Below are 24882 nucleotides of genomic sequence, written 5' to 3'. Positions count from 1 at the left end.
CTTTAGGTAAATGATCCGGGAGACCAAGGCGATCAATGGTTTTATTTAGAGTAAATCTCCGGCTTCAATACCCCGATATAAGGGAGATTCCGATACTTTTCGGCATAGTCCAGTCCGTATCCCACAATGAACTCGTCAGGGATGACGAAACCGGTGTAATCGGCCTCAAGGCTTACGGTACGTCCCGCCGGCTTATCAAACAGGGTCACGACGGAAACCGAAGCGGCATTGCGATTGCGGAGCAGCTCAATCAGATAGCTCAGCGTAAGCCCGCTGTCGATAATATCCTCGACAATCAGCACATCGCGGCCATCGACCGGAACGTCCAAATCCTTGATGATCTTCACCACACCTGAAGATTTGGTTGTCGCTCCGTAGCTGGATACGGCCATAAAGTCCATCTCGACCGGCACTGAAATGGCTTTGACCAAATCGGCCATAAAAATAAACGCGCCTTTCAGCACGCAAATGACCAAAGGAGTGCGTCCCTCATATACATCGCTCAGCTGGGCACCAAGCTCTTTGATTCTGTCTTGAATTTCATCTTCGCTGATCAAAATTTCCTGAATATCGTTCTGCAACCTGCGAACCTCCTAAGTTATACTATGAAAAACTGTCTGCGGCCATTACGGTTATCCTCTACAGGTCTTCAATCGACAGCAGCAGAACCGAATCCGTGTCATCCCCGACGGCGGCATGGACAGAGCGGCGAACACCCGGAATCCAGACGATATTGCCAAGTCCGTCACACACAAGGGGAATGCGTGATCGCTCGGTAGAAGGTATTTTGTCATCAATGTAAATATCTTTTACCTTTTTGCTTCCGTTTAATCCCATGACCTTCATGGTATCTCCAGGCAATCTGGAACGAATCATCAGCGGGAAGACCAGCTCTTTATAGTCGAACCGGGCGGACAGATTTCCGCCCTCTCCCCTCGGGACCGCCTCATTCTCTCTCTGTGCCAGCGTCATCGTAATTGCCTTGCCGATCTCCCCCAGTTCAATCCGGGGCTGCGGCGAAGACACGCGATACACGTAGCTTGCCTGATGATCCAAAGGAGCGGATAAGAAATAAATGGTGTTATACTGCCGTATACAGGTTAAGCCGCGGCCCAAATCGAGACTCCAGGCGGTGGGCAGATCCTGCAGTATTCCCCGCCTCACGGATTCAACCTTAGGAAAATCGATTTCCGGCGTATCCGCCGACAGATAATTTAATATTAGTTTAATCAAACGCCGTTGTAAAGCGGAGGGTAGAGCGGTAAAATCAGCTCTGTCCAGGGTGCATTTGCCCTGTTCCTGACGAACGTTCCCGGCAAAGCATTCGGCGGCCGCCGCTTCCATAAAATCGTCCTCCGCGCCGGCGATTTCCGCCAGCTGCGTAAGCGATCGGCCCAGCTGCGGACTGTAGCCGGTTAGAAAGGGAAGTACCTCCAGCCTGACCGCGTTGCGCGTGTACTTCGTCTGTTCATTGCTGGGATCTTCCGCATAGCGGTAGCCCCGCTGCCGACACACCTCCAGAATCGCCGCTTTGTTAATACGAAGAAAAGGACGGATAAGTTCCACGTTTTTTTCGGTTCTCTTGAACCGCATTCCCGCAAGCCCCGACAGCCCGCTGCCGCGCAGCAGCCGCATCAGCACCGTCTCGGCCTGGTCGCCTTCATGATGGGCGAGAGCAATGGAACGCGCTCCCCGGCGCCTTGCCGTATCGAGCAGGAACTCATAACGCTTCTCCCTTGCCGCTTCCTGCGGCCCGAGGCCGCTTTCCTTCATAAAAGAAGGAATATCGAGTTCGGCGAGTTCAAAGGGGATTCCAAGCCCTTCGGCAATACTTCGCACCAACTCAGCCTCCTCTGCCGACTCCGCGCGGAACCCGTGGTTCACATGCGCACAAATCAGAGTGAGCGGCATCCGGCTTACGGATATTTCATGCAATACATGCAAAAGAGCCACAGAATCCGGCCCTCCGGACACTGCGACTACAATGACGTCTCCAGGCTCCCACAGCCCGTGCTCGGCTGCAGCGTCCATCACCGACTCCAACAGTTCATTCCATATGGCCATAGCCGGCTTCCTTCCCTGCCCGGCCGCAGAGTAGCCCGCGGCTTGATAACGGCATGAATCGGCATGCCTACCGTATGTATAATATAGAATATTAAAAACGATAAATCCAGTAAACGGTAAAAGCCAGCAGACACAGCGACAGTGCAAAGGCGCCCGTCAGCCAGCGCGGGGTCGCCATCGGCTCATGCTTGACCGTCCGGGATTCGTACACATGGCTTCTCCACAAGTCTCTGGCCTGCTTCGACGAGGAAAATCCGCCTTTCAGCGCCGTCCTGAGCCAAGAGGCCAGCTTTTTGTCGGAGAGCTTATTCGCAAGCTTAACCAGATCTTCGGCGCTTCGGGTCTGCGGGAGCTGTCGTACCGCCTGTTTCATCCCAGTCTCGTCGAGAAGGCGCAGGCAGAGCACCGCGAAGGCGAACAAATCATAGCCTTCGTCCCCGATCCGGCTGCCAGCGTTCCAGAAGCCGCGGTCATGCCACTCCGTGAACTGCTTCACGCTGCGGCCGATGGGACCCGCTCCTCCGAAATCGATCAGCTCGGCTTCGCCGTACTCTGACACCACAATATTTTCCGGCTTCAGATCACCGAAGATGAACCCGCACTCATGCAGTCCCCGCAGTCGCTCGAGCAGCTTCAGTCCGATCAGGCCAAGCCAGGAGGAACCTTTCCTGGACAGAAAATAATGCAGCGGCATACCTTGCACATAGCGCATAACGTAAAAAGGAAATCCCCCCTCGGCGGCATCGTCCGATTCCAAAAAATAGGAAGCGAGCGGAGATGCCTTTCTGTCCCGCCAATCCTGCCGCGCGCGGCAGGATTGAAGCGAGGTCAGCACGTTGATCTCCGACTGGAGATCGAGCGCATCGTATCCGATTTTGAGCGCGTACTTCTCCCGTCTACCCTCCCGGCTCACCAGATATACCGTACCGTTTGCGCCTTGTCCGAGCAGCCGTTCCACGACATAGCGGTTCCCCCTCCACTTGCCGACAATGACATCCCCGGGAGAACGGGGCGGATTAGACGACATATCCACCAGGCATCCCTTCTTCTTCATCCAAGTGTGCCGCCATGCGGCCTTGATGTTCATTTAGTGTACCATACCGGAAATGTTCAAGCACCTTGAAAATCGCCGGTCCCGTCGGCGTCGCCCCCTTCATTCGGATTCGGCCAAACAGCGTACGGATATCCGATACATTCATACTCCAGTCCATATCGAGCACGGCTGGTTCACCTGTAGAGCCCGGAAAATGGAACACGGAAATTTCGCTGATGCCCTCCCTGGCTTCGAGGCTGAGCGCCAGATCGCGGATCGCGTCCTCCACCGCCGCGAGCTTCGGCTTCATGCTGGCGCTGGCATCGATCAGGAGCGCAATCCGCAGCGCCGCCTTCTCACTGAGATCGTCGACTACCGTTACCACCTGGGAACGTTTGGCCGGAGGCAGATCCTCCAAGGAGCCGTCGCCCAGAATTTTTTTCACCTCCTTATTAACCGCCTGCTGAATCGTCTGAACCACCGTCTTGCGGGTCATCATCTGCATCGTCTGCGCCAGCTGGGGGGTCCCCACAATCCGGCTGAGGCCGCCGCCCGCTTTGGCGATCTCTTCAATCTCCCGGCCGCCCAGCTCGCCAATCGTTCCATAGTCGATAACCCCAATCACATTGACCGTTATCCCGTCCTGAAGAGCGTGCGCCGCCGCCATCACCGGGCTTTCCCCTACATTCGAGCATCCGTCGGTTATAAGCAATATTTGCTTCATGTCCGTATTCCTCCCGCTTTTTAAATGAAATCTCTCTTCTCTAGTATGCCCTGGGTTGAGAGATTCCAAACGCGGCAGAATGCGGGAGGAACAAGCGGTTAAAGCAAAATGCCAGTCAGCTCACTGTGCGCGGCCGCTCCATCCGGGAGAGTCCCGGTATATGCAGAGTTGACCATTCCGGCTGGTAGTGCTCGATGCGGCTGACCACAATCGTCATATCGTCATGAATTGTATTGCCCTGATAACGGATGACCTTCTCCAGCAGAGTATCGGCGATTTCCTGAGGATCGCTGCTCTCCAGCTCCTGAATCATCCGCTTCATCCATGCCTCCTTATTAACAGCGTAGCCGGGCGCATCGTAAATGCCGTCGGTCATCATAATCAGAATATCGCCTGCCCGCAGCTGCATCGTCACGAAATCGACCTCAATATCCTGAATGATGCCGATCGGAAGATTGCTTGCCGTAATCGGAATGACTTCGCTTCCCCGCTTAATGAAGCTGGGCGCCGAGGCAATCTTCATAAAGGTCGTCTGCGCGGAATACTGATCGATCAGCGCCATGTCCACGGTGGCGTAAAAATCCTCCGGCGAACGCAGCAGCAGAATTGAATTCACGGACTTCACCGCCAGCTTCTCATCCATGCCGGACTGCAGCAGCTTCTCCAGCATGCCGAGCGCCGCGCTGCTCTCCATCCGGGCCCGCTCCCCGTTGCCCATACCGTCGCTGACAGACACCGCGAATGTCCCGTTGCCGAGTTCGGCCGTGCTGAAGCTGTCTCCGGACAGCATGTCCCCGCCCTTGGCGGCCCCGGCTACGCCGGTACTAACCTCAAACGCTTTGGCCGAGCCAAAGGTAACGGTCGACAGGCCGTCGCGGCTGTTCATCGCCGTTTCGCTCTTCACCGAGATATTTTCCTCCAATATATCGGACAGCAGCGGGGCAATCATTTTGCGGGATTCGTCGAAGCCCCGGTTGTAGGCGTGAATGACCTCAATTTCCACGCGCCCGGGATCGAGGCTGACAATATCAATGCTGTGGATGGACAGGCCCAGCTTCTCCAGCGCTTGACGGATTTGCGCTTCCTGCCGGTAGAGCGCCTGCCCCTCGCGTTTGATTTCCCTTGCCAGATCGTCCATCACCTGCGATACGCCGGAGAGCTGCTCGGCTACAAATTTGCGGCTGTCGTATATTTGTCTCTTCCAGCGCATATCATGCTCGTACAGATAATATTGGCTCCGCATCACCTCCAGAACTTCGTCCGTCTTGCCGCAGATCCGCGCCCATTCCGCGGGCAGCCGCGCCGCTGAAATCTCCGGATTCTCTTCGACCGTGGTCATCATATCGGTCATATACTTATACGTCTGATAGAACTTCGAATCCCAGCAGTGCGAGCGGCGGATGCAGCTGGAGCAGGTCTCTTCCGTGACCGCATTCATGAAATGCTCCAACTCCCGGGTCGTTTTGCCAGCTTCGCCGGCAGACGGAATCTGGCCGAAGCTGGTGGAGAGCTGCCGGAACACCTGGGAGAACTGGGTCACCCGCTCCGCGGTAATATCGCGAACCCGCCGCGCATATTCATGTTGAGAGCGGCTGTGATCGCTCGTGCCGGGCACATATTTGGCAATGGCCTTAATGATGGCCCGGGGGGTCGCGAGGAAGAGCAGTATCGCCGCGCACGTCTCCCAGGTGGAGTTCATCATATCACCCGGTCCGCTGAAATAGACGGACAGAATGCTGGAACCAAGCAGCATCCCCAAAGCGACCGCGCCTTTTCGGCCGCCCTGAAGCATACCCGCCAGCATACCCGAGAACGCAAGCAGGCTCATCTGGTAGATCGCCCCGATATCAGCCAAGCTGAGGATCAGGCCCGTCACGACGCCGACCGCCGCGCCGAGCGGGGCCCCTCCGGCCATGGCGAACATCAGAATCAGGTAGCGAGACAGGATATGCTCCAGCGATAATCCGCCTATTTTCCAGCCCACGAGGCCGGTCATAATGGAGGCCAGCATAATAATCAGGCATAGGATTTCCTCATTTCGCAGCACGCGGCTTTTTTGTCTATAGGTCAGCACCGGTAGCGCTTGCACGAAGACAAGCGTCAGCACAAAAGCAAGCAGAGCGTTGAGCGTGGTCATCATCAGCGGATACCAGGAGAGCGTAGGACCGATAATCGTCTGGAACAGCCCGACCATAAAGGACGAGACAAAGACCATCACCGGCGCGTAGGCCAGATCAATTCGCTGGAAAGCCTCCATCCCTTTATAGAGAAGAATAAATACGATAAGCTCGGCCGCTATCGTGAATATGCCGGGAAACGGAGTATACAAGCTACCTGCAAGAATCGCGGCTCCGACCGGAATCGTGCAATCTTTGCGCATAAAAACGATGATGGCGAAAAAGGCTGCAGCAAACGGGGACAACTCGTTCAGGATCATGGCTCGTCCAAGCAGAAATCCCATGAAGCCGAGCAGCAGCATCCATTTTTTCGTGTCCAGCATACGAAGAATACGCTGGTGCTTGCCCCATGCTTTGAACCGCTCTCCCCATGCTGCTTTCTCTTCCTCCATGCCGTCTTCCACTCTTGTCCACTCCTGAAAACTCACCACATTGCTTTTGCCCATATTGATGAACACCACCCGTTTAAATTTAAAGAACAAGGCCCGCGGTGCCGTTGCCTCGAAAGCAAGTGCCCCAAGGAAGCGAAGCCGTCCCTTCTTGTGGTACTCATTATAAGCGTGGCCAACTTGGAAAGTTTGTCAGAACAAGACGGTCGTCCAGAAGAAATTTCCGACAAAATTAGGCGGTGTTCCGGCCGTCCCGAAAACCGCTTTTTTCCTTGCGGGACAGTCTTTACAGCTGGTTTACGACCAATTTTTTACATAATTAGGAGACTTCTATTCGTCAGCAAACGCTCCAAGCTTTAGCTGAATTCCCATGGATGCTGTCGCAAATTTCCAAGCGGGCGACAAAATAATAGGCATATCGGGGTAAATAGAGAACGCTTTCAAAAAAATCGGGAAAAACCTCATTCCCGGGAATAACCGGAAGCGGAAAAGCCGGCTGCAGGCCGGGCCGACACAGAAAAAAACCGCATACGGCCAGAGGCCCTGCGGTTTATTTGAATTGTAGTATGAGGTTAGACGCGTTTGGCTCCACGGCCGCCGCGTTTGCCTTCCGTGTTCTTCTTAAGAGAAGACATACGTTCTTCACTGTCTTTAAGGAAGCGTGACATTTTATCCTCAAATGAAGGTTTACCGGCTGCAGGCTTGAATGGACGCCCTCCCCGTTCACGATTGTAGCCTCCGCCACCACCACCGCCGCCGAAACGGTCTCCACCGCTTGGACGATCCGGTCTTGGGGCTCTTGGCGGACGAACTTCCGATGCCGGCTTGTCAACAGCCTGCTTGATGGAAAGTCCGATCTTGCCGTCCTTGTCGACATTGATCACCTTAACCGTTACCACATCATTAATCTTCAGATGATCGTTGACATCCTTGACGTAATTATCGGCGATTTCCGAGATGTGAACGAGACCTGTGACACCTCCTGACAGATCTACAAACGCTCCGAAATGCGTAATGCCTGTCACCTTGCCCTCTAACTTGGTGCCCACTTCAATTGCCATAGAATAAAATGATCCTCCCTTAAGAATGTACAGACTTCCCGATTAAAATCCAGTCTGCGGTGATTTGATTATACAGGAAAGAGCAAAGCAAGGCAACAGAGCGAAATGCCCCTTTTTTGCCGGCTTATTGCTCAGGGTTGCTCGGTCCGGATAGGAACTTCGCCTTTGGGGTACATGTTAAACCACTTGCGCGCCAATTGGCCGATATACTCGTTGTCGTTCAGACGGGATACCTCGTATTTCAGCTGGCTCAGCGAGTCGGTGACCTGCTTGCTGCTCTCCTGCTTCTGTGCGAGTTCCTGCTTCTTGTCCGAAATCAGGGCGCTCTGAGCGAAGAAAATATATCCCGCCCAGCCAAAAAATACCGCCATCAGAACGATCCAGATCAGCCTGCGTCTCTTGGCTCCCACAGCGGATGCGCTCCCGCCAGGCTGTTTCGGTTCCGGAGTATATCTGTTCATGCAAGTCCTCCCGTTTCAAGGTCAGCGTTTTCTTTTTGCGGCAATAAATTCCGTTAATTTGGCGACCGGAGCGCTGCTCAGCAGCCTTCGATAAGCCGGAGACAACCATCTGACGGGAAAAATCCATAAAGGCTTGGTCAGCCGGAGCAGCAGCTTTAGCATAAAGAGCAGAATACGGCCAATCAGCCGCACCAGTCCCCATGTAAGCTTCCACAGCCACAGCAGCGGCAGGCCGACCAGAATTCCCAGCAGCTTTGTCAGCAGCTTCCATATCCAAGCCACCGTTTGAATTAACATTACCACAAATTTCTGCACCGTGACACTGAAGATTAAAAAATAAGCCCACACGCCCAGAAATAATCCGACAAAAGCGTAGAAGCGCAGCTGCCCCTGATTTCCAGCGTACAGGAGCCTGAACACAAGAAGAGCCGATGCCAGCCAGTAGAGAAGATCGAGCACCGCGTTCAGCCATCCGGGAAACCGCAGCCTCAGCGACACTACCCGGTAGCCGTCGAAGGCCACACCCATCGATGCCCCGGCGGCGATCATGTACAGCAGCGTCATCCACTGGACGGCCGGATTCATTTGAACAGTTTGCCGAGCAGCCCTTTATTTTTACCCTTCGCTCCCGGTTCAAGGTAAATCAAAGAATGGACATTTCCTTCCAGTGACAGCAGCCCGTTCTCCAGACTGAGGTTCTTGATATGTAAATGGCTGCCGCGAATGCTGAGCGTTCCAAGCTCCGTCTGAAGCAGAAACTCCCCGCTGTCAAAGCTCTCCACATTTTGCACGCCCGTTAAATCCACTGCCTTGCGGCTTCGCATATGCACATCATGCTGCTTGACGGTTCTTCCAGGTTCGATCATGGCATGTACCCCCTCTCCTTCTAGTCCTAATTTATGGCGGAGAGAGCCGCTTTAGAACAACCCGGGGCAAAGGCGGATTCCGGATCATGGCCAGTCAGGGAACTTCGGAAACATTAATTCTTTGATCAAAAAAAGCGCTCCCCTGCACGCCGCAGGGAAACGCTTGGATTAAATAAAGAACATTTTCGCCGCTTACCAGTCAAGACCATTGCTCTTTGCAATCGGCTCTTCGCGCAGCAGCGTGTACATGCCGGCCGCCTCGTCTTTGCGGGTCGTTTCGACCAGCTTCTCCACGCGGACCGTTACCAGCTTTTGACCGAATTGAACCGTAATCTCGTCGCCGATCTTCACCGTACTGCTAGGCTTCGACTCTTTCCCGTTAATCAGCACCCGGCCTTGTTCGGACACATCCTTGGCCACCGTGCGGCGCTTGATCAGGCGGGACACTTTCAGATACTTGTCCAGACGCATTAGTTGACAGCTTCTTTAAGCTTGTTGCCGGCCTTGAACGCCGGAACGGTCGATTCAGGAATTTCGATCGTTGTGCCCGTTTGGGGATTGCGGCCGGTGCGGCCGGAGCGCTTGCGCGTTTCAAAGGTGCCGAACCCGATCAGCTGAACTTTGTCGCCATTTGCCAGCGCCTCGGTGATTTCACCAAGGAGTCCGCTCAGCACAAGCTCTACGTCTTTTTTGGCCAATCCGTTTTTCTCGGAGATGTTGTTGATCAAATCTGTTTTGTTCATGGTTTAGTGTTCCTCCCGGAAATAAGAAAAATAATGAAACGCGTTCTTGTCGGACGGCATTTTCCGCAAAAACCGCCGTTTCATCTTAATGCTATTCTGGATGGGTTGTCAAATCCCTGCCGCGCTGCCGCTATTTATACAAAAACATCTGGCGTTTCCACCGTCTGCCGCTTAAGCGCGCTCTTCGGCCTTGGCTTCCTGCCATAGGGCTTCCATTTCCTCCAGGCTGCTGTCCTTGGGAGTGATTCCTTTGTCCTTCAGACGCCGCTCAATGTAGTGGAACCGTTCGACAAATTTGCGGTTGGTGCGGGTCAGCGCCTCCTCCGGGTCGGTTCCGATAAATCGGGCGGCGTTGGTCGCCGCGAACAGAAGGTCGCCAAGCTCCGACATCTGCTCTTCCGAAGGGGCACCGGTATCGATCGCTTCCCTCAGCTCGTCCAGCTCTTCGCCGATTTTGGCGAGCACGTCCCCGATATTGTCCCAGTCGAAGCCGACCTTGGACGCTTTCTTCTGCAGCTTGTACGCCTTCATGAGCGCCGGCAGATCCCGGGGAACGCCGCTCAGCGCGGAATCGGCCTCCGGTTTGATTCCTTTGCGCCGCTTTTCCTCAGCTTTCATGCCTTCCCAGTTCTGCAGGGCAGCTTCCGCATCTTGGGCGTCCTTGTCGCCGAAGACATGGGGATGGCGGAAGACGAGCTTATCGTTCAGCCCTTCAATCACATCGAACACATTGAATGTGCCAAGCTCTTCCTCCATCTGGGAATGCAGCATAATCTGCAGCAGCAGATCGCCCAGCTCTTCCTTCATATGCTCGGGATCATCCTCGTCAATCGTCTCGAGCACCTCGTAGGTTTCCTCGATCAGATTTTTGCGAAGGGAATCATGGGTCTGCTCACGGTCCCAGGGACAGCCCTCCGGACTGCGCAAAATGCCAACAATTTCATGGAGCCGGGCAAAGGTGCGGTTCCGTAAGCCTTCACTGCGGTCCGCCGGAATATAGATCAGCGACAGATTGCCGTATCCCTCCAGGCGGTCCAATTCATACAGCGGTGCCCGAACGATCCGCTCCTCCCCTTCCACGCCAAGCGCATGGCCGACCACGACCTCATATTCCGGCGGATACAGCTCCATCAGGCACAGCTTCGCCTCAGAGGCGGTAAAGGTATCGTACACCTGTCCGATCAGCGTATGCAGCTCCGGCCGGAGCTGCGAGCGGGAGATGCCGGAAGCATCCAGCAGCTGAAAGCCTTCGATCGGGTCAAAGCCCAGGCGCACGAACGCTTCATCGAGGAAGCTCTCGCCTCCAAGAATGGTCAGATCGATCCCCTCGTCCGCGCAGCGAAGGCGAAGCTTCGACACGGCGGATTCCGCCACCATCGGATGTCCGGGAACGGCATAGACGATTTCCGCAGCGGCGTCACCTAAGCGCGCTTCTTCGATCAGCTTCACGGTAATCGCTTCGTAGACTTCGGGAAAAGACGAATAGGCTTCGTACAGCCCGTCGAAAGACTGAAATTCGACGCCCAGCTCCACAAGCGCCTTTAGCGCGGGATGCTCCTTGGTGCGGACGTAGACTTTGGAAGCCGCCCGCAGCTTGTTCACTATGCCCAGCGTCAGCCGGTCCGGATTGCCGGACCCTAGTCCGACGACCGTTAATTTTGCGCTCATGCCATTCCTCTCCTTAAGCCGCGGCCTTCTTGCTTGCGCTTTCTCGCAGCACTCTAGCGGCGGATGTATAATCTTAAACCTGCAGGAGCAGGTTTTCATTCAGTGATTCAGGCCCGGGTAGCCTTACGGGAACAGGCCCAGCTTCCGGATCGCCCGGGCGAGCTTCGGACCGAGCCCGGGGAGCTGGCGCAGCTCGTCCTCGTCCAGCAGCCGCAGCCGCACGGCCAGCGCGGCAAAGACGAGGCAGCCTGCGGCCACGCCGAGCAGGCTCTGCGCCAGCGCCGCCCCGCGGCCGCCGATTCCGGCCGCGTCCAGCAGGGCCCCGCAGCCGAAGCTTGCGGCTGCGGCGGCCGCCGCCAGGCCCGCGAGCAGCGCCGCGGGCCGCGCCAGCCAGTCTGCGGGGCGAAGCCGCAGACCGGCGGCCCTGCACAGCAGCCGCACGTTCAGCGCGGCTGCGAGCCCCTGCGCGGCGACGGCGGCGATGGCCGCGCCGGCAATGCCCTGCTGCGGGACGAGCAGCAGGTTGAGGGCCGCCTTCAGCGCAGCGGCGGCCAGGAAGTGCAGCGCCGGGGCACGGACGTAGCCCCAGGCCCTGGAGCAGCGCGGCGGAGATGATGCTCACCGTGCCGCCGGCGGCAGTGAAGGCGAGCCAGCGGATCGTGCCGCTGCCTGAAGCGTCGCCGTACAGGGCGATGTTGACCGGCACGGCGAGCACGGCAAGACCCGCCGCGGCGGCGAGGCCGAGCAGCCAGAACCAGCGCAGCGACAGGCGGCAGCGGCTCTCCACCTCGCTTAAATTCCCGCGAAACTTGGACTCGGCCAAGGCGGGAATGAACAGGGCGGAGAGCGAACCCGCCAGCATGGTCACGAGCTGCACCAGCGGAACGCCGCGGTTATAAATGCCGAACTGCACCATCGCCTGCGCCTCGCCGCCAGCCGAAGCCAGCAGACGGGGCATGGTGAATACGTCCACCAGGCTGATCAGCGGCGCGGCCAGCGTCCCCAGCATGACCGGCAAGCCGTAAGCCAGCAGCTTCCGTATGCTGCTCCCGTTTGTCCTGCGAATGGCAGGCGAAGGCGCATGAAGCGGCGCTTCGGGGCTTAGCGGCGCGGCTTCGGCCCCTGCAGAGATTTCCGCAGCCGCGTCCTCCCTGAGCCTGCGGTGGTTCCGCCAGTACAGCAGCATGACGGCAAGCCCTGCGATACCGCCCCCGGCGGACCCGAGCAGCGCACCCGCCGCAATCAGCTCCGCACCGGCCCCTCGGCTGCTTAGAAAAAGCAGCAGCGCGATCATCACGGCAACCCGGGCCGATTGCTCGAATATTTGCGACACCGCGGTCGGCATCATGTTATGCAGCCCTTGAAAATACCCCCGGAACGCGGCCATTACCGGCACAATGGCAAGGCCCCAGGCGGCCGCACGCAGCGCAGCGGCAACATGGCCACTGCCGATGAAGCCGGCGATCAGCGGCGCACCCGCGTAGGTCCCGGCCGCCAGAAGCAGCCCCGCCACGCCGCTGACAAGCCCCGCCCGCAGCAGCACCGTCCGGCCTTCACCCGGGCTTCCCCCGGCCACCGTTTCCGCCACGGCCTTGGATACCGCGGCGGGCAGCCCCAGCATCGCTACGGTAACAAGCAGTGTATAGATCGGATAGACCGTATTATAAATGCCGAATACTGCATCCCCGCCTAAGTTTTGCAGCGGAATTTTTTGTAGCGTTCCAATCAGCTTCGACAGCAGGGCGGCGGCGCTTAAAATAAATGCCCCCCGCAGCAGCTTCGAACCCGTCGCTTGTGATTTCATGGGATACCTGCTTCATCAGTTGGATTAGAATGAATTTCTATATTATACCTCAACATGACGCCGCACAACAAAATCCCGCTCTCGTCTTTCGCCCTGCGGCGAAAGGAAAAGCGGGAAGGAAAGGGGAAAGAATATTACTGCTCCATCTGCTTGCCCAAAAAACCGGCGGCCGTTTCGGCCATTTTGATTTCGAGCTGCGACATTTTTACCGCTTCGTCCTTGTTCATCAGCACTACGGCTCCAATGGGATCTCCCCCGGAAATAATGGGTGATGCTACATAGGATGAAAGCGCATCCTGATGGTCCTTCGTGATTTCGTAATTGCCGCTGTTCGTTTCGAGCACCGTCTTGCGGCTATCCATGCATTTTTCCAGCAAAGCGCCGACCTGCTTGTCCAAATAATCCTTTTTGGAGCCCCCGGCCAATGCGATGAAGGTATCGCGGTCGGAAATGAGGGTAATATGACCCGTGCTTTCATACAGTGATTCCGCATACTCTTTTGCAAAGTCACCCAGCTCGCCGATCGGCGAATACTTTTTCAGAATGACCTCGCCATCCCGATCGACGAAAATCTCCAGCGGATCTCCCTCGCGAATACGCAGCGTCCGTCTGATTTCTTTCGGAATGACGACCCGTCCCAGGTCATCGATACGTCTTACAATGCCAGTAGCTTTCATCTCACATGTTGCCCCGCTTTCTTAAGAAGTATTTTGCCAACTACTGCTTGTGAAGGGATCGGATAATCCCAGTGATTTATCGTGATTGTCTGACCATAGTATTCATCTGTTCCCATTTCCTTATACATGGTGCGTTCTTCGCATCCGATTGATTTGCTGTACTTACTGTCCCCATCCGGCAAAAAAAAGATACTGCCCTGTCAGGACAGTATCTTGAATCCGGCATCCCGTCACCCGACTAGGATACCTGATCTGTTGGTTTACTTCGCGCTTTGCGTTGCCGCCGGCGCAGATGCGCTTGGCGAAGCCCCGGCGCCCGGAGCCGGAGAGGCGCTGCTCTTCGGCAGATTGATATTCTCAATAATGCCGTTCAGATCCTTCTCCATGAACTGCTGCAGCTTGTCCGAGGCGACCGCGCTCTTGAGCGACTCTTTCTGCTCATCGGTCAATTGGTCGAACATCTTCTCCGTCCGCGACTCCACCTTCATGATGTGGTAGCCGTAGGTCGTTTCGATCGGATCGCTGATGGTGTTCAGCGGCAGCGTCTGGGCGGCCTTCTTGAACTCCTCCACATACGTTCCGAGCGCAGTGTCCGCATACAGCCCGCCTTTTTCCTTGGAGCCGGTGTCGTCGGAATACTCCTTCGCCACCGCCGCAAAGTCCGCTCCGCCGTCCAGCTTCGCTTTCACTTCCTTGGCCCGCTTCAGCGCGTCTTCTTTGCTGCGCTCCTTCTTATTCGCATCGGTGAAGCCGACCAGCACATGACGCAGCGTTGCGACCGTGAAATCGCCCTTAGTCGCCTCGAACTGCTTCTTCACTTCGTCATCCGTCACTTTTAGCAGCATATCCTGGTACACCGTCAGCACACGTACCATATAGCTGCGGATTTCATCCTCCGTTATGCCCTGCTCCTTCAGCGAGCTGGCATATGTATCGCCTAGTCCCTGCTTGTAGGTGGCCAGCTGCGTGTCCGCCTGCTTCTCCGCTTCTTTCTTCGCTTTGTCCGAAGCCTGTCCGGCCAAATACTCAAAAGCAGCCTCCTGTTTCACAATCGTTTCTTTGAAAGCGTCCAGCTCTAGATACTGCGCCTGCTCCGGCGACAGGAACTTCATCACCTTCACATCGGTGTCGAATTCCTTCTGCGTTACCGTGCCGCCCTTGTACGTCACAATAACGGTGCTGTTGTCTTCCTTATCTTTCTTATTATTGCCGCTGCATGCCGAGAGCATGGAGAACGAAAGGGCGGCCGCCAGCGAGACGAGCAGCACCTTCCATGATTTACTTGACCGCATTGTGTAGTTCTCCCTTCAATTTAAAAGACGGTTTGATTTCTTCCAGGAACCGCTCAAGCAGGTCAAGCAGTCCCTTATCGTCCAGGCCTTTCGTTTTTATGCGAATAGCCGCTTTGGCGTCTTTTTCGAATTGCACACGTCTTTCAAAGCCATTACCAAGCTTGGCAAGCTTGCCTGTATCAATCAAGGCGATACGATTCTCGTAAAAATTCAGCAGCACTTCATCGCCGCGGCGATTCATGGAGTCGATGCCGTACCATTTACCGTAAATTTTCAGCCTCGCCACGGATAAAAGATTGACGACCGCCTCCGGAAGCTCGCCGAACCGGTCCAGCAGCTCGTCTTCCAGCTCCGCCGCGTCCTCGAACGTCGAGACCGCCGCCACCTTTTTATAGATTTCAATCTTTTGCACACTATCGTAAATATATTCGGAAGGCAGATAGGCGTCTATTGCCAGATCGATAACCGTATTCCCTTCCTTGAGGGATTGATCTTCTTCCCCGAGGACGCTGACCTTGCGTTTGCGGATTTCCTCCGCCAGCATTTGCGAATACAAGTCAAAGCCCACGGAGGCGATAAAGCCGTGCTGCTCCGCGCCCAGCAGATTGCCTGCGCCGCGAATCGACAGGTCGCGCATGGCGATTTTGAATCCCGAACCGAGCTCGGTGAATTCCTTGATCGACTGCAGCCGCTTCTCGGCTACCTCGGTCAGCACCTTGTCGCGCTGATAGGTAAAATAGGCATAGGCGATCCGGTTGGAACGTCCAACCCGGCCGCGCAGCTGATACAGCTGGGACAGGCCCATTTTGTCCGCGTCATGCACAATAAGCGTATTGACATTCGGTATATCGACGCCGGTCTCGATAATGCTCGTGCTTACGAGCACGTCGTATTCGCCGTCAAGGAAGTCGAGAATCGTCTTCTCGAGTTCGGACTCCGACATCTGGCCGTGTCCGATGCCGACCCGGGCTTCCGGAACGAGCATTTGAATCTGCGAAGCCATTTCCTGAATACCCTGTACGCGGTTGTACAGGTAATAGACCTGCCCGCCCCGTCCGAGCTCGCGCTCCACCGCTTCGCGGACAAGCGTCTGGCTGTATTCCACGACATATGTCTGCACGGGGAAACGGTTCTCCGGCGGCGTCTCGATAACGGACAGATCGCGGACGCCCAGCATCGACATATGCAGTGTGCGGGGAATCGGCGTTGCCGTCAAGGTAAGCACGTCCACATTCGTCTTCAGCTTCTTCAGCTTCTCCTTGTGGGTGACGCCGAAACGCTGCTCCTCATCGACAATCAGCAGACCCAAATCCTTGAACACAAGGTCCTGCGACAGCAGCCGGTGTGTGCCAATGACAATGTCTACCGTTCCCTGCCGGACTCCCTTGATCGTCTCGTTCTGCTCTTTGCGGCTGCGGAACCGGCTGAGCACCTGAATGTTGATCGGATACGAGGAGAACCGCTCTCGGAACGTCTCGTAATGCTGCTGGGCGAGAATCGTAGTCGGTACAAGGACCGCCACCTGCTTGCCCTCGATCGCCGACTTGAAGGCAGCCCGGATTGCCACTTCGGTCTTCCCGTAGCCCACATCGCCGCACAGCAGCCGGTCCATGGGACGATTCTGCTCCATGTCCTTCTTGATCTCCACGATGGCCCGGATCTGATCCCGTGTCTCCTCGTAAGGGAACATCTCCTCGAACTCCCGCTGCTCCTGCGTGTCCTTCTCGAAGCCGTAGCCCGGCGCACTCTGGCGCTCCGCATACAGCTTGATCAGATCGTCCGCGATATCCTGCACCGAGGAACGGACTTTATTCGTGACGCGGGTCCATTCATTGCCCCCAAGCTTGTAAATCTTCGGTTCCTTGTCCTCAGAGCCGACATACTTCTGAATAAGGTCAATCTGCTCGATCGGCACCGACAGCTTGTCTCCGCCGGCGTACATGATGTGCATGTAATCCCGGTGAATCCCGCTGACCTCCAGTGTGCCGATACCCATATATTTGCCAATCCCGTGATTCTGGTGAACGACATAATCGCCGATCTTCAGTTCGGTATAGCTCTTGATGCGCTCCGCGTTATCCATGTTTTTGGATGCTTTACGCGCTTTGCGCTGCTTCTGGGAGAACATCTCCCCTTCAGTGATTACGGCCAGATGGATCGAGGGGAGCTCGAAGCCCGACCCCAAGTTCCCCCGGATAATGGTCGGCTCTTCAATTCCGTAATCTAGCAGCACCCGGCGAATGCGTTCGATGCGCTCGTCGCTGCCGGCAAGCATGACGACTTTAACGCCAGACTTGTGCCAGCGTTCCATTTCGGACTTCAGCACGTTCATCTGCCCGTGGAAATCCTGCATCCCCCGGCTGATAAAGCCGAGAATATTCTGCGGCTGGACATGCGGAACCTGACGCAGAAAGATTGATATGAACAGGCTTTGAAACGGTCTGCGATACATCACCGTATCAGTGTCCACGGATAAATGCAGGTCAGGCAGCGTTTTTCCGTTCTGCAGCAGATGCAGGTTCCATTCCGATTCGTCGCGCTCCAACTGCTTGGACGTTTCCAGCAAGCGGGCAGGCTCGTCGAGAATGAGCAGAGTGTCCTGTTCCATATAGTCGTACAAATGCGAGCGTTCCGGATACAGCAGGGAAATATATTTATAAATTTCTGAAAAATAGGTTCCTTCGCGCAAATGCTCAAGCTCTCGACCAATTTCCTCGCGCAGGCGTATTTTGGCTTGCCGATCGGCCGTCTTCTCCAGCTGGCGCTCCAGCATGACGGATGCCTTGTCGGCAGCCGCTATAAGCTGCTCCCGGCTTGCAATTATTTCTTTGGCGGGTGTAATGGTTACGCTCCGGACCTTGTCGATCGAGCGCTGGTCCGCCGGATCAAAGGTGCGGATGGAATCGACTTCATCGTCGAACAGCTCCACACGATAGGCCAGCTCGGTATTCATCGGGTAAAAATCAAGGATGCCGCCGCGAACGCTCATTTCGCCGCGGTTCTCCACCCGTTCCACCCGCTCGTAGCCCATTTCGACCATCGCGGTAAGAAAGCTCTCAAGCTGGATGCTCCCGTCCTGCGAGATCGTGATCTGCGCGGACGCCATCGCCTGCGGGGCAGGCAGAAGCCGGCGAACGCCTGAATAAGGCGCGACCACAATGCCGCGGAAGCCCTGCGAGCACTTGTTCAGCACCTCGATTCGCTGAGCGACTGCCTCCGGACTGGACACCGCCGTTTCTGCGGCAACGAGCTCATTGGCCGGGTACAGCAGCACCTGGTCAGGAGAAAGCGCTTCCTGTAAATCATCGGCAATTTTTTGCGCCGAAAACATGTTATGCGTCACAACCAATAACGGGCGGGATGTCTCCTGATGAAGCGCGGCCAGCATAATCTGTCTGGCTGAACCGGATAATCCCGAGATCAGCTGCTCTTTCATTCCGGCGGCGACGCCTCGGGTTACCGACTGAAAATCGGAATCTTTGGAAAAAGCCTCAATAAGACCTTCTAACAAAAGGCGCACCTCACTTACTGAATCGCTCTTAAGCGGAATTTCCTATAAGACTGACGGTAATCGTACAGCTTATTAAGTGTTATTTATATTTTAAAATAAGCCTCAGCTTATAAGGCCAAGGCTTGCGGAAGACGATAGAAGCGGCAGCCGCTTTCTTACTGAAGCGGACTGGCCAGAAGGCTGAGCTCCGGATTGTTGTCCAAGGCCTGCTTGCAGTAATCGCAGGTCACCCTGACGGTAATCTCGCCGTCTGAATCATACGCTATTATATCTCTGCGCTCCGCAGGGGTCAAGGAATGAAGGCCGAGCTGCATTTCTGTAGCTTCGCTCCTCCGAATCGTTCCAAGATAAGTCCGGCAGTGCCTGCAAACATAGTGTATTGCCATTGTTATGCCTCCTGAAGGTAGAATATACCTTCAGTATGCCCCGCTTGCCCCGGCATTAGCCCCAGGGAATCGTCATTAATCTTGCCCCGGCAAGCATAGGCGCGTTATCTATCCGTTGAATTTGGCCATCGTCTGCTCAAACGTGTGATCCAGACTGAACTCAAGCGCATCGCAGGTACTGTCCACCATCGATGACAGCCTGTCCCCTTCCTTCTTCGGGAACGCGCCCAGCACATAATCGACAATCGCGTAACCGGGCTCGGGACGCGAAATTCCCATCCTTACCCTGTTGAACGTTTGGGTTCCCGTATGCTGGATAATCGACTTGATGCCGTTATGCCCGCCGGCGCTTCCCTGATACCGCAGCCGTATTTTGCCGACTTCAGTATCCAGATCATCGTATACGACAATCATGTCGTCCAGGGAAACTTTATAGTAATCCATATAGGCGCGAACCGCTTCCCCCGACAAGTTCATGTACGTCATCGGCTTAATCAGCACGGTCTTTACTCCGCCAATAACGCCTTCGCCGATCACGGATTTGCACTTATTCTGGTTAAAGACAATTCCATGTCTGCGTGCCAGCTCGTCCAAAGCCATAAAACCGACATTATGCCTTGTCTTGGCGTACTGCGGCCCGGGGTTGCCCAAACCGACAATCCATTTCATTTGTAAACCTTCCCTTTCTTGGTACAATAGAAGCATAAGCGTTCCTAAAAACGTCAATCCCATATCAAAGACAGGTGATGTTATTATGCTGCAGCAGGGTGAGCCTCTAACGCTCCACCGCCATTTCCAGTATCATCTGCAATATGCCATACCTGTCGAGGTGTACCGTGGCGATGTGCATGTTGACATCGGCGTGATTACCGCCGTGGACGCAAGCTTTGCGGAGCTTCAAGGTACGCTCTACAACCGCAATTTGTTCACCTTTATCTCCCGGCCGGGCTATTGAATGCCGCTGAAAGGCACAGAACCCGGGCCGCCGGCTGTCCAAGCCGACAAGGGTTACATTTCCCGGAAGCGGGAAGTGTAACCCTTTCGTTTGTATGGATTATTCGATCTCGAACAATTTGCTGATGGACAGTTCCTCATGAACCCGGATAATGGCTTCGCCAAGCAGAGGAGCCACGGAGAGCACCTTCAGCTTGGAAGTCGGATTCTCGCTGCGAATCGGAATCGAATCGGTAACGACAACCTCTTTAATCGGGGAGTTCTCCAGCCGATCATGCGCCGGACCGGAAAGCACTGGATGCGTACAGCAGGCGTAGACCTCTTTGGCGCCGCCTTCCATCAGAGCATTCGCGCCCAATACGATCGTGCCGGCCGTATCGATGATGTCGTCGATCACGATCGCCGTCTTCCCTTCGATATTACCGATGATATTCATTACCTCGCTGACATTCGGCTCCGGACGCCGCTTGTCGATGATCGCCAGCGGGGCGTTCAGAAAATCGGCAAGCTTTCTCGCGCGGACCACACCGCCGTGGTCGGGAGATACGACTACCGGGTTCTGAATCTGCTTGGAGCGGAAATAATGGGCCAGAATCGGCACGCCGAGCATGTGATCGACCGGGATGTTGAAGAAGCCCTGAATCTGCATCGCGTGCAGGTCCATCGTAATGACGCGGTGGGCGCCGGCGCGCTCGATCAGGTCGGCTACCAGCTTCGCCGTGATCGGATCACGCGAGCGGGCCTTCCGGTCCTGACGGGCATAGCCGTAATACGGAATCACCACGTTAATGCTCTTGGCCGAGGCGCGCTTGAGCGCATCGATCATAACAAGCATTTCCATTAGATTATCGTTGACCGGTCCGCAGGTGGACTGAACGATATAGACGTGGCAGCCGCGCACGCTCTCCGACAGCTTGACCTGAATCTCTCCATCGCTGAAGCTTGTCGTATGCGATTCGCCCATTGGGATTCCAATGTAATCGGCAATTTGGTGAGCAAGCTTGGGATTGGAGTTACAGGTGAAAATTTTTAACTTGGAATCAAGATAAGCCATAAAAGTTAAACCCTCCGTGATGGTTCAATTGAATTTAGCTGTCCAAACGCGCCGCGCCAAAAAACAGTCCGGACGGCGCGCTATACGCACTTACGATGGATGGGACTGGCCTTTTTTCGCCTTTGCGCGGGACCGGATTTTATCCGCATAGCCCGGCTTGTTCTCCTGGCGCTGTCTGGCAATAGCCAGATCTCCCTCGGAGACGGACCGGGTAATGGTTGAGCCGGCCACCACATAAGCGCCTCTGCCGACCTGAACGGGAGCGATCAAGTTGACGTTGCTGCCGATAAAGGCATCATCACCGATTTCGGTGATGGATTTATTGAATCCGTCATAGTTAACAGTGATCGCTCCGCAGCCTACATTTACATTCTTACCGACAGAAGCGTCGCCGATATAGCTCAAATGCGATACTTTCGAGCCGTCGCCGATGGTGGCTTTCTTGATTTCCACAAAATCGCCGACCTTGACGTCTTCTCCAAGGACACTGCCGGGGCGCAAATAGGCAAAAGGCCCAACGGAAGTCCGTGCGCCGACCTCAGCACCGGTAAGCACGGATTGCTTCACCTTCGCTCCGTCCATAATCCGGCTGTCTTCAATTTCACTGGAGGGGCCGATAACGCAATTTTCTCCGATTACGGTATTGCCTTTGAGGTGCGTTCCCGGATAGATAACCGTATCCGCTCCGATGGTGACTTCGGCTCCAATATAAGTTGTTGCTGGATCTATAATCGTCACACCGTCCAGCATATGACGCCGGGCGATGCGTTCACGCATAACGTTCTCGGCTTCGGACAGCGCAAGGCGGTCATTAACGCCGATCGATTCCGCGGCATCTTCCGTCTGGTAGGCGAGTACAAGCTCTCCCTGCTGACGCAGAATCTCAATCACATCAGTCAAATAATACTCCTGCTGGGCATTATGATTCGTCACCTTGTCCAAGGCAGCGAACATCTTGGCATTATCGAAGCAATAAATCCCGGTATTGATTTCGCGTATGGCATCCTCGGACGGCGTACAGTCCTTCTGCTCCACAATCTTAAGCAGTTCCCCTTCTTCGGTACGGATAATCCGTCCGAGTCCCGCCGGGTTATCCATAACAGCCGTCAATACGGTAGCCGCCGCCTTCCGTTCCTCATGCAGCGTCATAAGCTTAACCAGTGTTTCCGGCGTAATGAGTGGCGTGTCGCCGTAAGCGACAATCAATGTGCCTTCTTCCCCGCTAAGCAAATCCTTGGCCTGCTTAACGGCGTGGCCCGTACCAAGCTGCGTTTCCTGAAGGACATATTCCGCAGAATCCCCCAAATAAGCTTTAACCGCTTCCGCGCCATGTCCGACAACGACAATGAAGCGCTGGCAGCCGGTCGCTTTTACTGTATTTAGCACGTGCCCAACCATCGGCTTTCCGCACACGGGATGCAGCACTTTGTATAGCTTGGATTTCATGCGCTTGCCCTGGCCTGCAGCTAGAACAACAGCCATTCTCTTCAAGAATGCCAACCTCCTACTCCTAAACTCATTACTGAATATATCTCATTCCGGGCAAAAAGAAAAGAGAACCATACAAAGGATGGTTCCCTTTTCTTCGAACCCCAATTCGAATTTACTACCCGAAACCTCTGCCAAAAAGCCAGAGCTGTCAAATCAAGGAGCTGGATCTTATGCTCCTTCTTCGATCACTTCTTCTTCCGTAGCTGCGCGGTCGTATTCAGCAAGAACCGCGGTTTGGATCTTCTCACGCGTTCCGGAAGAAATCGGATGCGCGATGTCACGGAATTCCCCATCCGGCGTACGCTTGCTGGGCATTGCAACAAACATTCCATTGTTGCCATCAATGACGCGAATGTCATGAACAACAAACTCGTTATCGATGGTAATGGATGCGATTGCTTTCATTCTCCCCTCAGAATTGACGCGGCGGAGTCTGACATCCGTAATTTGCATGTGTGTGTTCACCACCTTTTTCCATCAGAGACTTGGGTGTATAATTCCACACAGCTAGGCAAATTCCTTCTTTTCCGCCCCATAAAATCCCTTACATAGTAGAATAAATTTGACAAAACGGTGTTTTCGACACTTTTCGGCCGTTTTCCCCTGAATTCCTCACGAAATCGACATATTTGCGGCTTTGTTAAACGGAGAAAAAATTGCCCGGATACGCCGAGATGCGCCGCTCTTTCGAATCGACTTCGCCCAGCCGGATCAGGGAGACATAATCATGCAGCAGACGTTCTTCCGATTCCACCGCATCCGATTCCACCAGTACCCCGACGCCGGCCACTTCCGCGTTAAATTCGCCGAGCAGATCAACCATCCCCCCGACCGTTCCGCCCGCCTTCATAAAATCGTCGACAATCAGGACCCGCGACTTCTCCTTAAGCGCGCGCCTGGACAGGGACATCGTATGGATGCTCTTATGGGAGCCCGACACATAGTTGATGCTGACCGCCGACCCTTCCGTCACTTTATGGTCCCGGCGCACCAGCACAACCGGCAGTCCAAGCTGCGCGGCCGTCGCGTAAGCGAGTGGGATTCCTTTCGTTTCCACCGTCATCACGGTGTCGATCGGAACGTCATGAAATGCAGTGGCGATAATCTTCCCCGCCTGCTCCATTAGAGAAGGCTGGCCGAGCAGGTCCGACATATATAAATAGCCTCCGGGCAAAATCCGGTCGCTATGCTCCAGTTCGCTGCATAGTCCTTGAATAAATGACAGCGCCATTTCCATTGGCATCCGGGGGATGAATTTCACTCCTCCCGCCGCTCCCGCGTGCGTTTGAAGCTCTCCCATCCCTTCGCCCTCGAACACTTCTTTGATAATGGCCAGATCCTCGCTGATCGAGGACTTGGCCGCTCCGTACCGCTCCGCAAAGGTGGACAGCGGCAGAAGATCATGCGGCTTTTCAAGTAAAAATTGGGTCATATCCACTAAACGCTGACTTCTTTTAAGTTTCTTCACGGAAGGCTCCTCGTCAAAACCGAATATTATAGAGAAAATATATCACTTTTGTACGGGTTTTTACAAGAGAAGCGTAATGTCTGTTCTATCGCTGTCAGGTCAGCGAGCGTACGGCGTAGACTTCCTTGCAAAATCCGCGTAGACCGTTATAAATTCTGGGCACCTTGGACTGTTTGGAGACAAGGCCGAACACAGTTGGTCCGCTGCCGGACATCAGCACGCCGTCGGCGCCGAGCCGAATCATCGCTTCCTTGAGCTGCTGAACCTCGGGATGAAGCTTCAGTGTCACGTCTTCCAGCACGTTCCCGAGCCGGGCGCACACGGCCTGGAAATCGCCGGCCTCTACCGCCTCACGCATAAGCTGCGCAGACGGATGGGCGGTTATGGCGTTTGCCCGCAGCTTGCCGTACACCTCGGCTGTCGATACATTAATCGGCGGCTTCACGAGAATAACCCAGCACTGAGGCATGCTGGCGATCGGTGTAAGCTTCTCGCCCCTGCCCGTGGCCAGCGCGGTTCCGCCGGTGACGCAGAAGGGAACGTCCGAACCGAGCTCGGCCCCAAGCTCCTGCAGCTCTTCGCCCGAGAGCCCCAGGCGCCAGAGCCGGTTCAGACCGCGCAGCGTAGCCGCCGCGTCGCTGCTTCCGCCGGCGAGTCCGGCGGCGACCGGTATTTTTTTGTCCAGATGGATATGTACGCCCCGTTCTACGCCGCAGCGCTCTTTCAGCAGTTTCGCCGCCTGAAAAGCCAGATTCTTCTCATCCAGCGGTATATAACCCGCCTGGCTAGATATAATAATGGTGTCCCGCGGCAGCTCGGACAGCTCCAGCCGGTCCGCAAGATCGACCATGGTCATAATCATTTCCACCTCGTGAAATCCATCCGGCCGCTTGTGCAGAACATCCAGCATCAGATTGATTTTGGCCGGCGCTTTCTCATATACTTTCAAGGCGTTCACCCTACCCTCATTTTTCCCCTAAAAACAACTTAACATATTATATTGGAATCTTGAAATGAAGTCCATTCCCACTTCCTCCTGTGAAGAAAGCGCTACACCTA

General features: G+C 55.2%; 23 protein-coding genes and 1 pseudogene. 1 reads left to right on the top strand and 23 read right to left on the bottom strand.

Features of this window, described 5'->3' with window-relative positions; genetic code table 11:
• Positions 1-41: 41 nt before the first annotated feature.
• The 18 genes and pseudogenes from hpt to pth all read right to left on the bottom strand — a co-directional run bounded on the left by hpt (position 42) and on the right by pth (position 19525).
• Positions 42-581 (bottom strand): hypoxanthine phosphoribosyltransferase, encoded by a 540-nt coding sequence (gene hpt, locus PSAB_RS00285; protein ID WP_025332606.1) that lies wholly within the window; start codon positions 579-581, stop codon positions 42-44.
• Between the two features lie 58 nt (positions 582-639).
• Positions 640-2064, bottom strand: coding sequence for a tRNA lysidine(34) synthetase TilS (gene tilS / locus PSAB_RS00280; protein WP_025332605.1), 1425 nt, complete (start codon positions 2062-2064; stop codon positions 640-642).
• A gap of 91 nt (positions 2065-2155) precedes the next feature.
• The gene (locus tag PSAB_RS00275) at positions 2156-3118 is read right to left on the bottom strand and encodes a serine/threonine protein kinase (protein ID WP_226991748.1); all 963 of its coding nucleotides are present in this window, start codon (positions 3116-3118) and stop codon (positions 2156-2158) included.
• Positions 3081-3821 (bottom strand): vWA domain-containing protein, encoded by a 741-nt coding sequence (locus PSAB_RS00270; RefSeq protein ID WP_025332603.1) that lies wholly within the window; start codon positions 3819-3821, stop codon positions 3081-3083. Before PSAB_RS00270 ends, PSAB_RS00275 begins: the two co-directional genes overlap by 38 nt.
• A 115-nt stretch (positions 3822-3936) precedes the next feature.
• Positions 3937-6444, bottom strand: coding sequence for a stage II sporulation protein E (gene spoIIE, locus PSAB_RS00265; protein WP_025332602.1), 2508 nt, complete (start codon positions 6442-6444; stop codon positions 3937-3939).
• A gap of 515 nt (positions 6445-6959) precedes the next feature.
• Positions 6960-7448: a S1 domain-containing RNA-binding protein gene (locus PSAB_RS00260; RefSeq protein WP_025332601.1), complete on the bottom strand. Its 489-nt coding sequence runs from the start codon at positions 7446-7448 to the stop codon at positions 6960-6962.
• A 131-nt stretch (positions 7449-7579) separates the two neighbouring features.
• Positions 7580-7909 carry an FtsB family cell division protein gene (locus tag PSAB_RS00255; protein WP_025332600.1) on the bottom strand — a complete coding sequence of 110 codons (330 nt, stop codon included), beginning with the start codon at positions 7907-7909 and terminating at the stop codon, positions 7580-7582.
• A gap of 21 nt (positions 7910-7930) precedes the next feature.
• Positions 7931-8494, bottom strand: a complete 564-nt coding sequence (gene yabQ / locus PSAB_RS00250; RefSeq protein ID WP_025332599.1) for a spore cortex biosynthesis protein YabQ — start codon at positions 8492-8494, stop codon at positions 7931-7933.
• The gene (yabP, locus tag PSAB_RS00245) at positions 8491-8775 is read right to left on the bottom strand and encodes a sporulation protein YabP (RefSeq protein WP_025332598.1); all 285 of its coding nucleotides are present in this window, start codon (positions 8773-8775) and stop codon (positions 8491-8493) included. Before yabP ends, yabQ begins: the two co-directional genes overlap by 4 nt.
• Before the next feature lie 192 nt (positions 8776-8967).
• Positions 8968-9246 carry an RNA-binding S4 domain-containing protein gene (locus PSAB_RS00240; RefSeq protein WP_025332597.1) on the bottom strand — a complete coding sequence of 93 codons (279 nt, stop codon included), beginning with the start codon at positions 9244-9246 and terminating at the stop codon, positions 8968-8970.
• Positions 9246-9518, bottom strand: a complete 273-nt coding sequence (locus tag PSAB_RS00235) for an HU family DNA-binding protein (RefSeq protein WP_025332596.1) — start codon at positions 9516-9518, stop codon at positions 9246-9248. Before PSAB_RS00235 ends, PSAB_RS00240 begins: the two co-directional genes overlap by 1 nt.
• Before the next feature lie 171 nt (positions 9519-9689).
• Entirely contained in the window at positions 9690-11186 is a 1497-nt protein-coding gene (gene yabN / locus PSAB_RS00230; RefSeq protein ID WP_025332595.1) for a bifunctional methyltransferase/pyrophosphohydrolase YabN, read from the bottom strand.
• A 123-nt stretch (positions 11187-11309) separates the two neighbouring features.
• Positions 11310-12990 (bottom strand): annotated as a pseudogene (locus PSAB_RS00225) (oligosaccharide flippase family protein).
• Positions 12991-13124: 134 nt separating this feature from the next.
• Entirely contained in the window at positions 13125-13667 is a 543-nt protein-coding gene (gene spoVT, locus PSAB_RS00220; RefSeq protein ID WP_025332594.1) for a stage V sporulation protein T, read from the bottom strand.
• Between the two features lie 260 nt (positions 13668-13927).
• A complete protein-coding gene (locus PSAB_RS00215; protein ID WP_025332593.1) occupies positions 13928-14959 on the bottom strand; it encodes a peptidylprolyl isomerase in 1032 nt (343 codons plus the stop codon).
• On the bottom strand, positions 14946-18470 hold the full coding sequence (gene mfd / locus PSAB_RS00210) for a transcription-repair coupling factor (protein WP_025332592.1): 3525 nt from the start codon (positions 18468-18470) through the stop codon (positions 14946-14948). The genes PSAB_RS00215 and mfd overlap by 14 nt, the downstream gene beginning before the upstream one ends.
• 155 nt (positions 18471-18625) lie before the next feature.
• Positions 18626-18856, bottom strand: a complete 231-nt coding sequence (locus PSAB_RS00205) for an anti-sigma-F factor Fin (RefSeq protein ID WP_025332591.1) — start codon at positions 18854-18856, stop codon at positions 18626-18628.
• 108 nt (positions 18857-18964) lie between these two features.
• Positions 18965-19525 (bottom strand): aminoacyl-tRNA hydrolase, encoded by a 561-nt coding sequence (pth, locus tag PSAB_RS00200; RefSeq protein WP_025332590.1) that lies wholly within the window; start codon positions 19523-19525, stop codon positions 18965-18967.
• Positions 19526-19610: 85 nt separating this feature from the next.
• Between pth and PSAB_RS00195 the strand changes: the two genes are divergently transcribed.
• Positions 19611-19811, top strand: coding sequence for a hypothetical protein (locus tag PSAB_RS00195; RefSeq protein ID WP_025332589.1), 201 nt, complete (start codon positions 19611-19613; stop codon positions 19809-19811).
• Positions 19812-19910: 99 nt separating this feature from the next.
• On the opposite strand, the gene PSAB_RS00190 is transcribed toward PSAB_RS00195, so the two are convergent.
• The 5 genes from PSAB_RS00190 to ispE form a co-directional block, all read right to left on the bottom strand.
• Positions 19911-20864, bottom strand: a complete 954-nt coding sequence (locus PSAB_RS00190) for a ribose-phosphate diphosphokinase (RefSeq protein WP_025332588.1) — start codon at positions 20862-20864, stop codon at positions 19911-19913.
• Between the two features lie 90 nt (positions 20865-20954).
• The gene (glmU, locus tag PSAB_RS00185) at positions 20955-22355 is read right to left on the bottom strand and encodes a bifunctional UDP-N-acetylglucosamine diphosphorylase/glucosamine-1-phosphate N-acetyltransferase GlmU (protein ID WP_025332587.1); all 1401 of its coding nucleotides are present in this window, start codon (positions 22353-22355) and stop codon (positions 20955-20957) included.
• Positions 22356-22523: 168 nt separating this feature from the next.
• On the bottom strand, positions 22524-22808 hold the full coding sequence (spoVG, locus tag PSAB_RS00180) for a septation regulator SpoVG (protein WP_025332586.1): 285 nt from the start codon (positions 22806-22808) through the stop codon (positions 22524-22526).
• Positions 22809-22995: 187 nt separating this feature from the next.
• Entirely contained in the window at positions 22996-23823 is an 828-nt protein-coding gene (purR, locus tag PSAB_RS00175; RefSeq protein WP_025332585.1) for a pur operon repressor, read from the bottom strand.
• A gap of 94 nt (positions 23824-23917) precedes the next feature.
• Positions 23918-24772 carry a 4-(cytidine 5'-diphospho)-2-C-methyl-D-erythritol kinase gene (ispE, locus tag PSAB_RS00170; protein ID WP_025332584.1) on the bottom strand — a complete coding sequence of 285 codons (855 nt, stop codon included), beginning with the start codon at positions 24770-24772 and terminating at the stop codon, positions 23918-23920.
• Positions 24773-24882: the final 110 nt, after the last annotated feature.

The organism is Paenibacillus sabinae T27, assembly GCF_000612505.1.
Classification (GTDB): Bacteria; Bacillota; Bacilli; order Paenibacillales; family Paenibacillaceae; genus Paenibacillus_AQ; species Paenibacillus_AQ sabinae.
The sequence above is the reverse complement of the archived record's forward strand: the minus strand, read 5'-3'. Positions and strand labels throughout refer to the sequence as shown.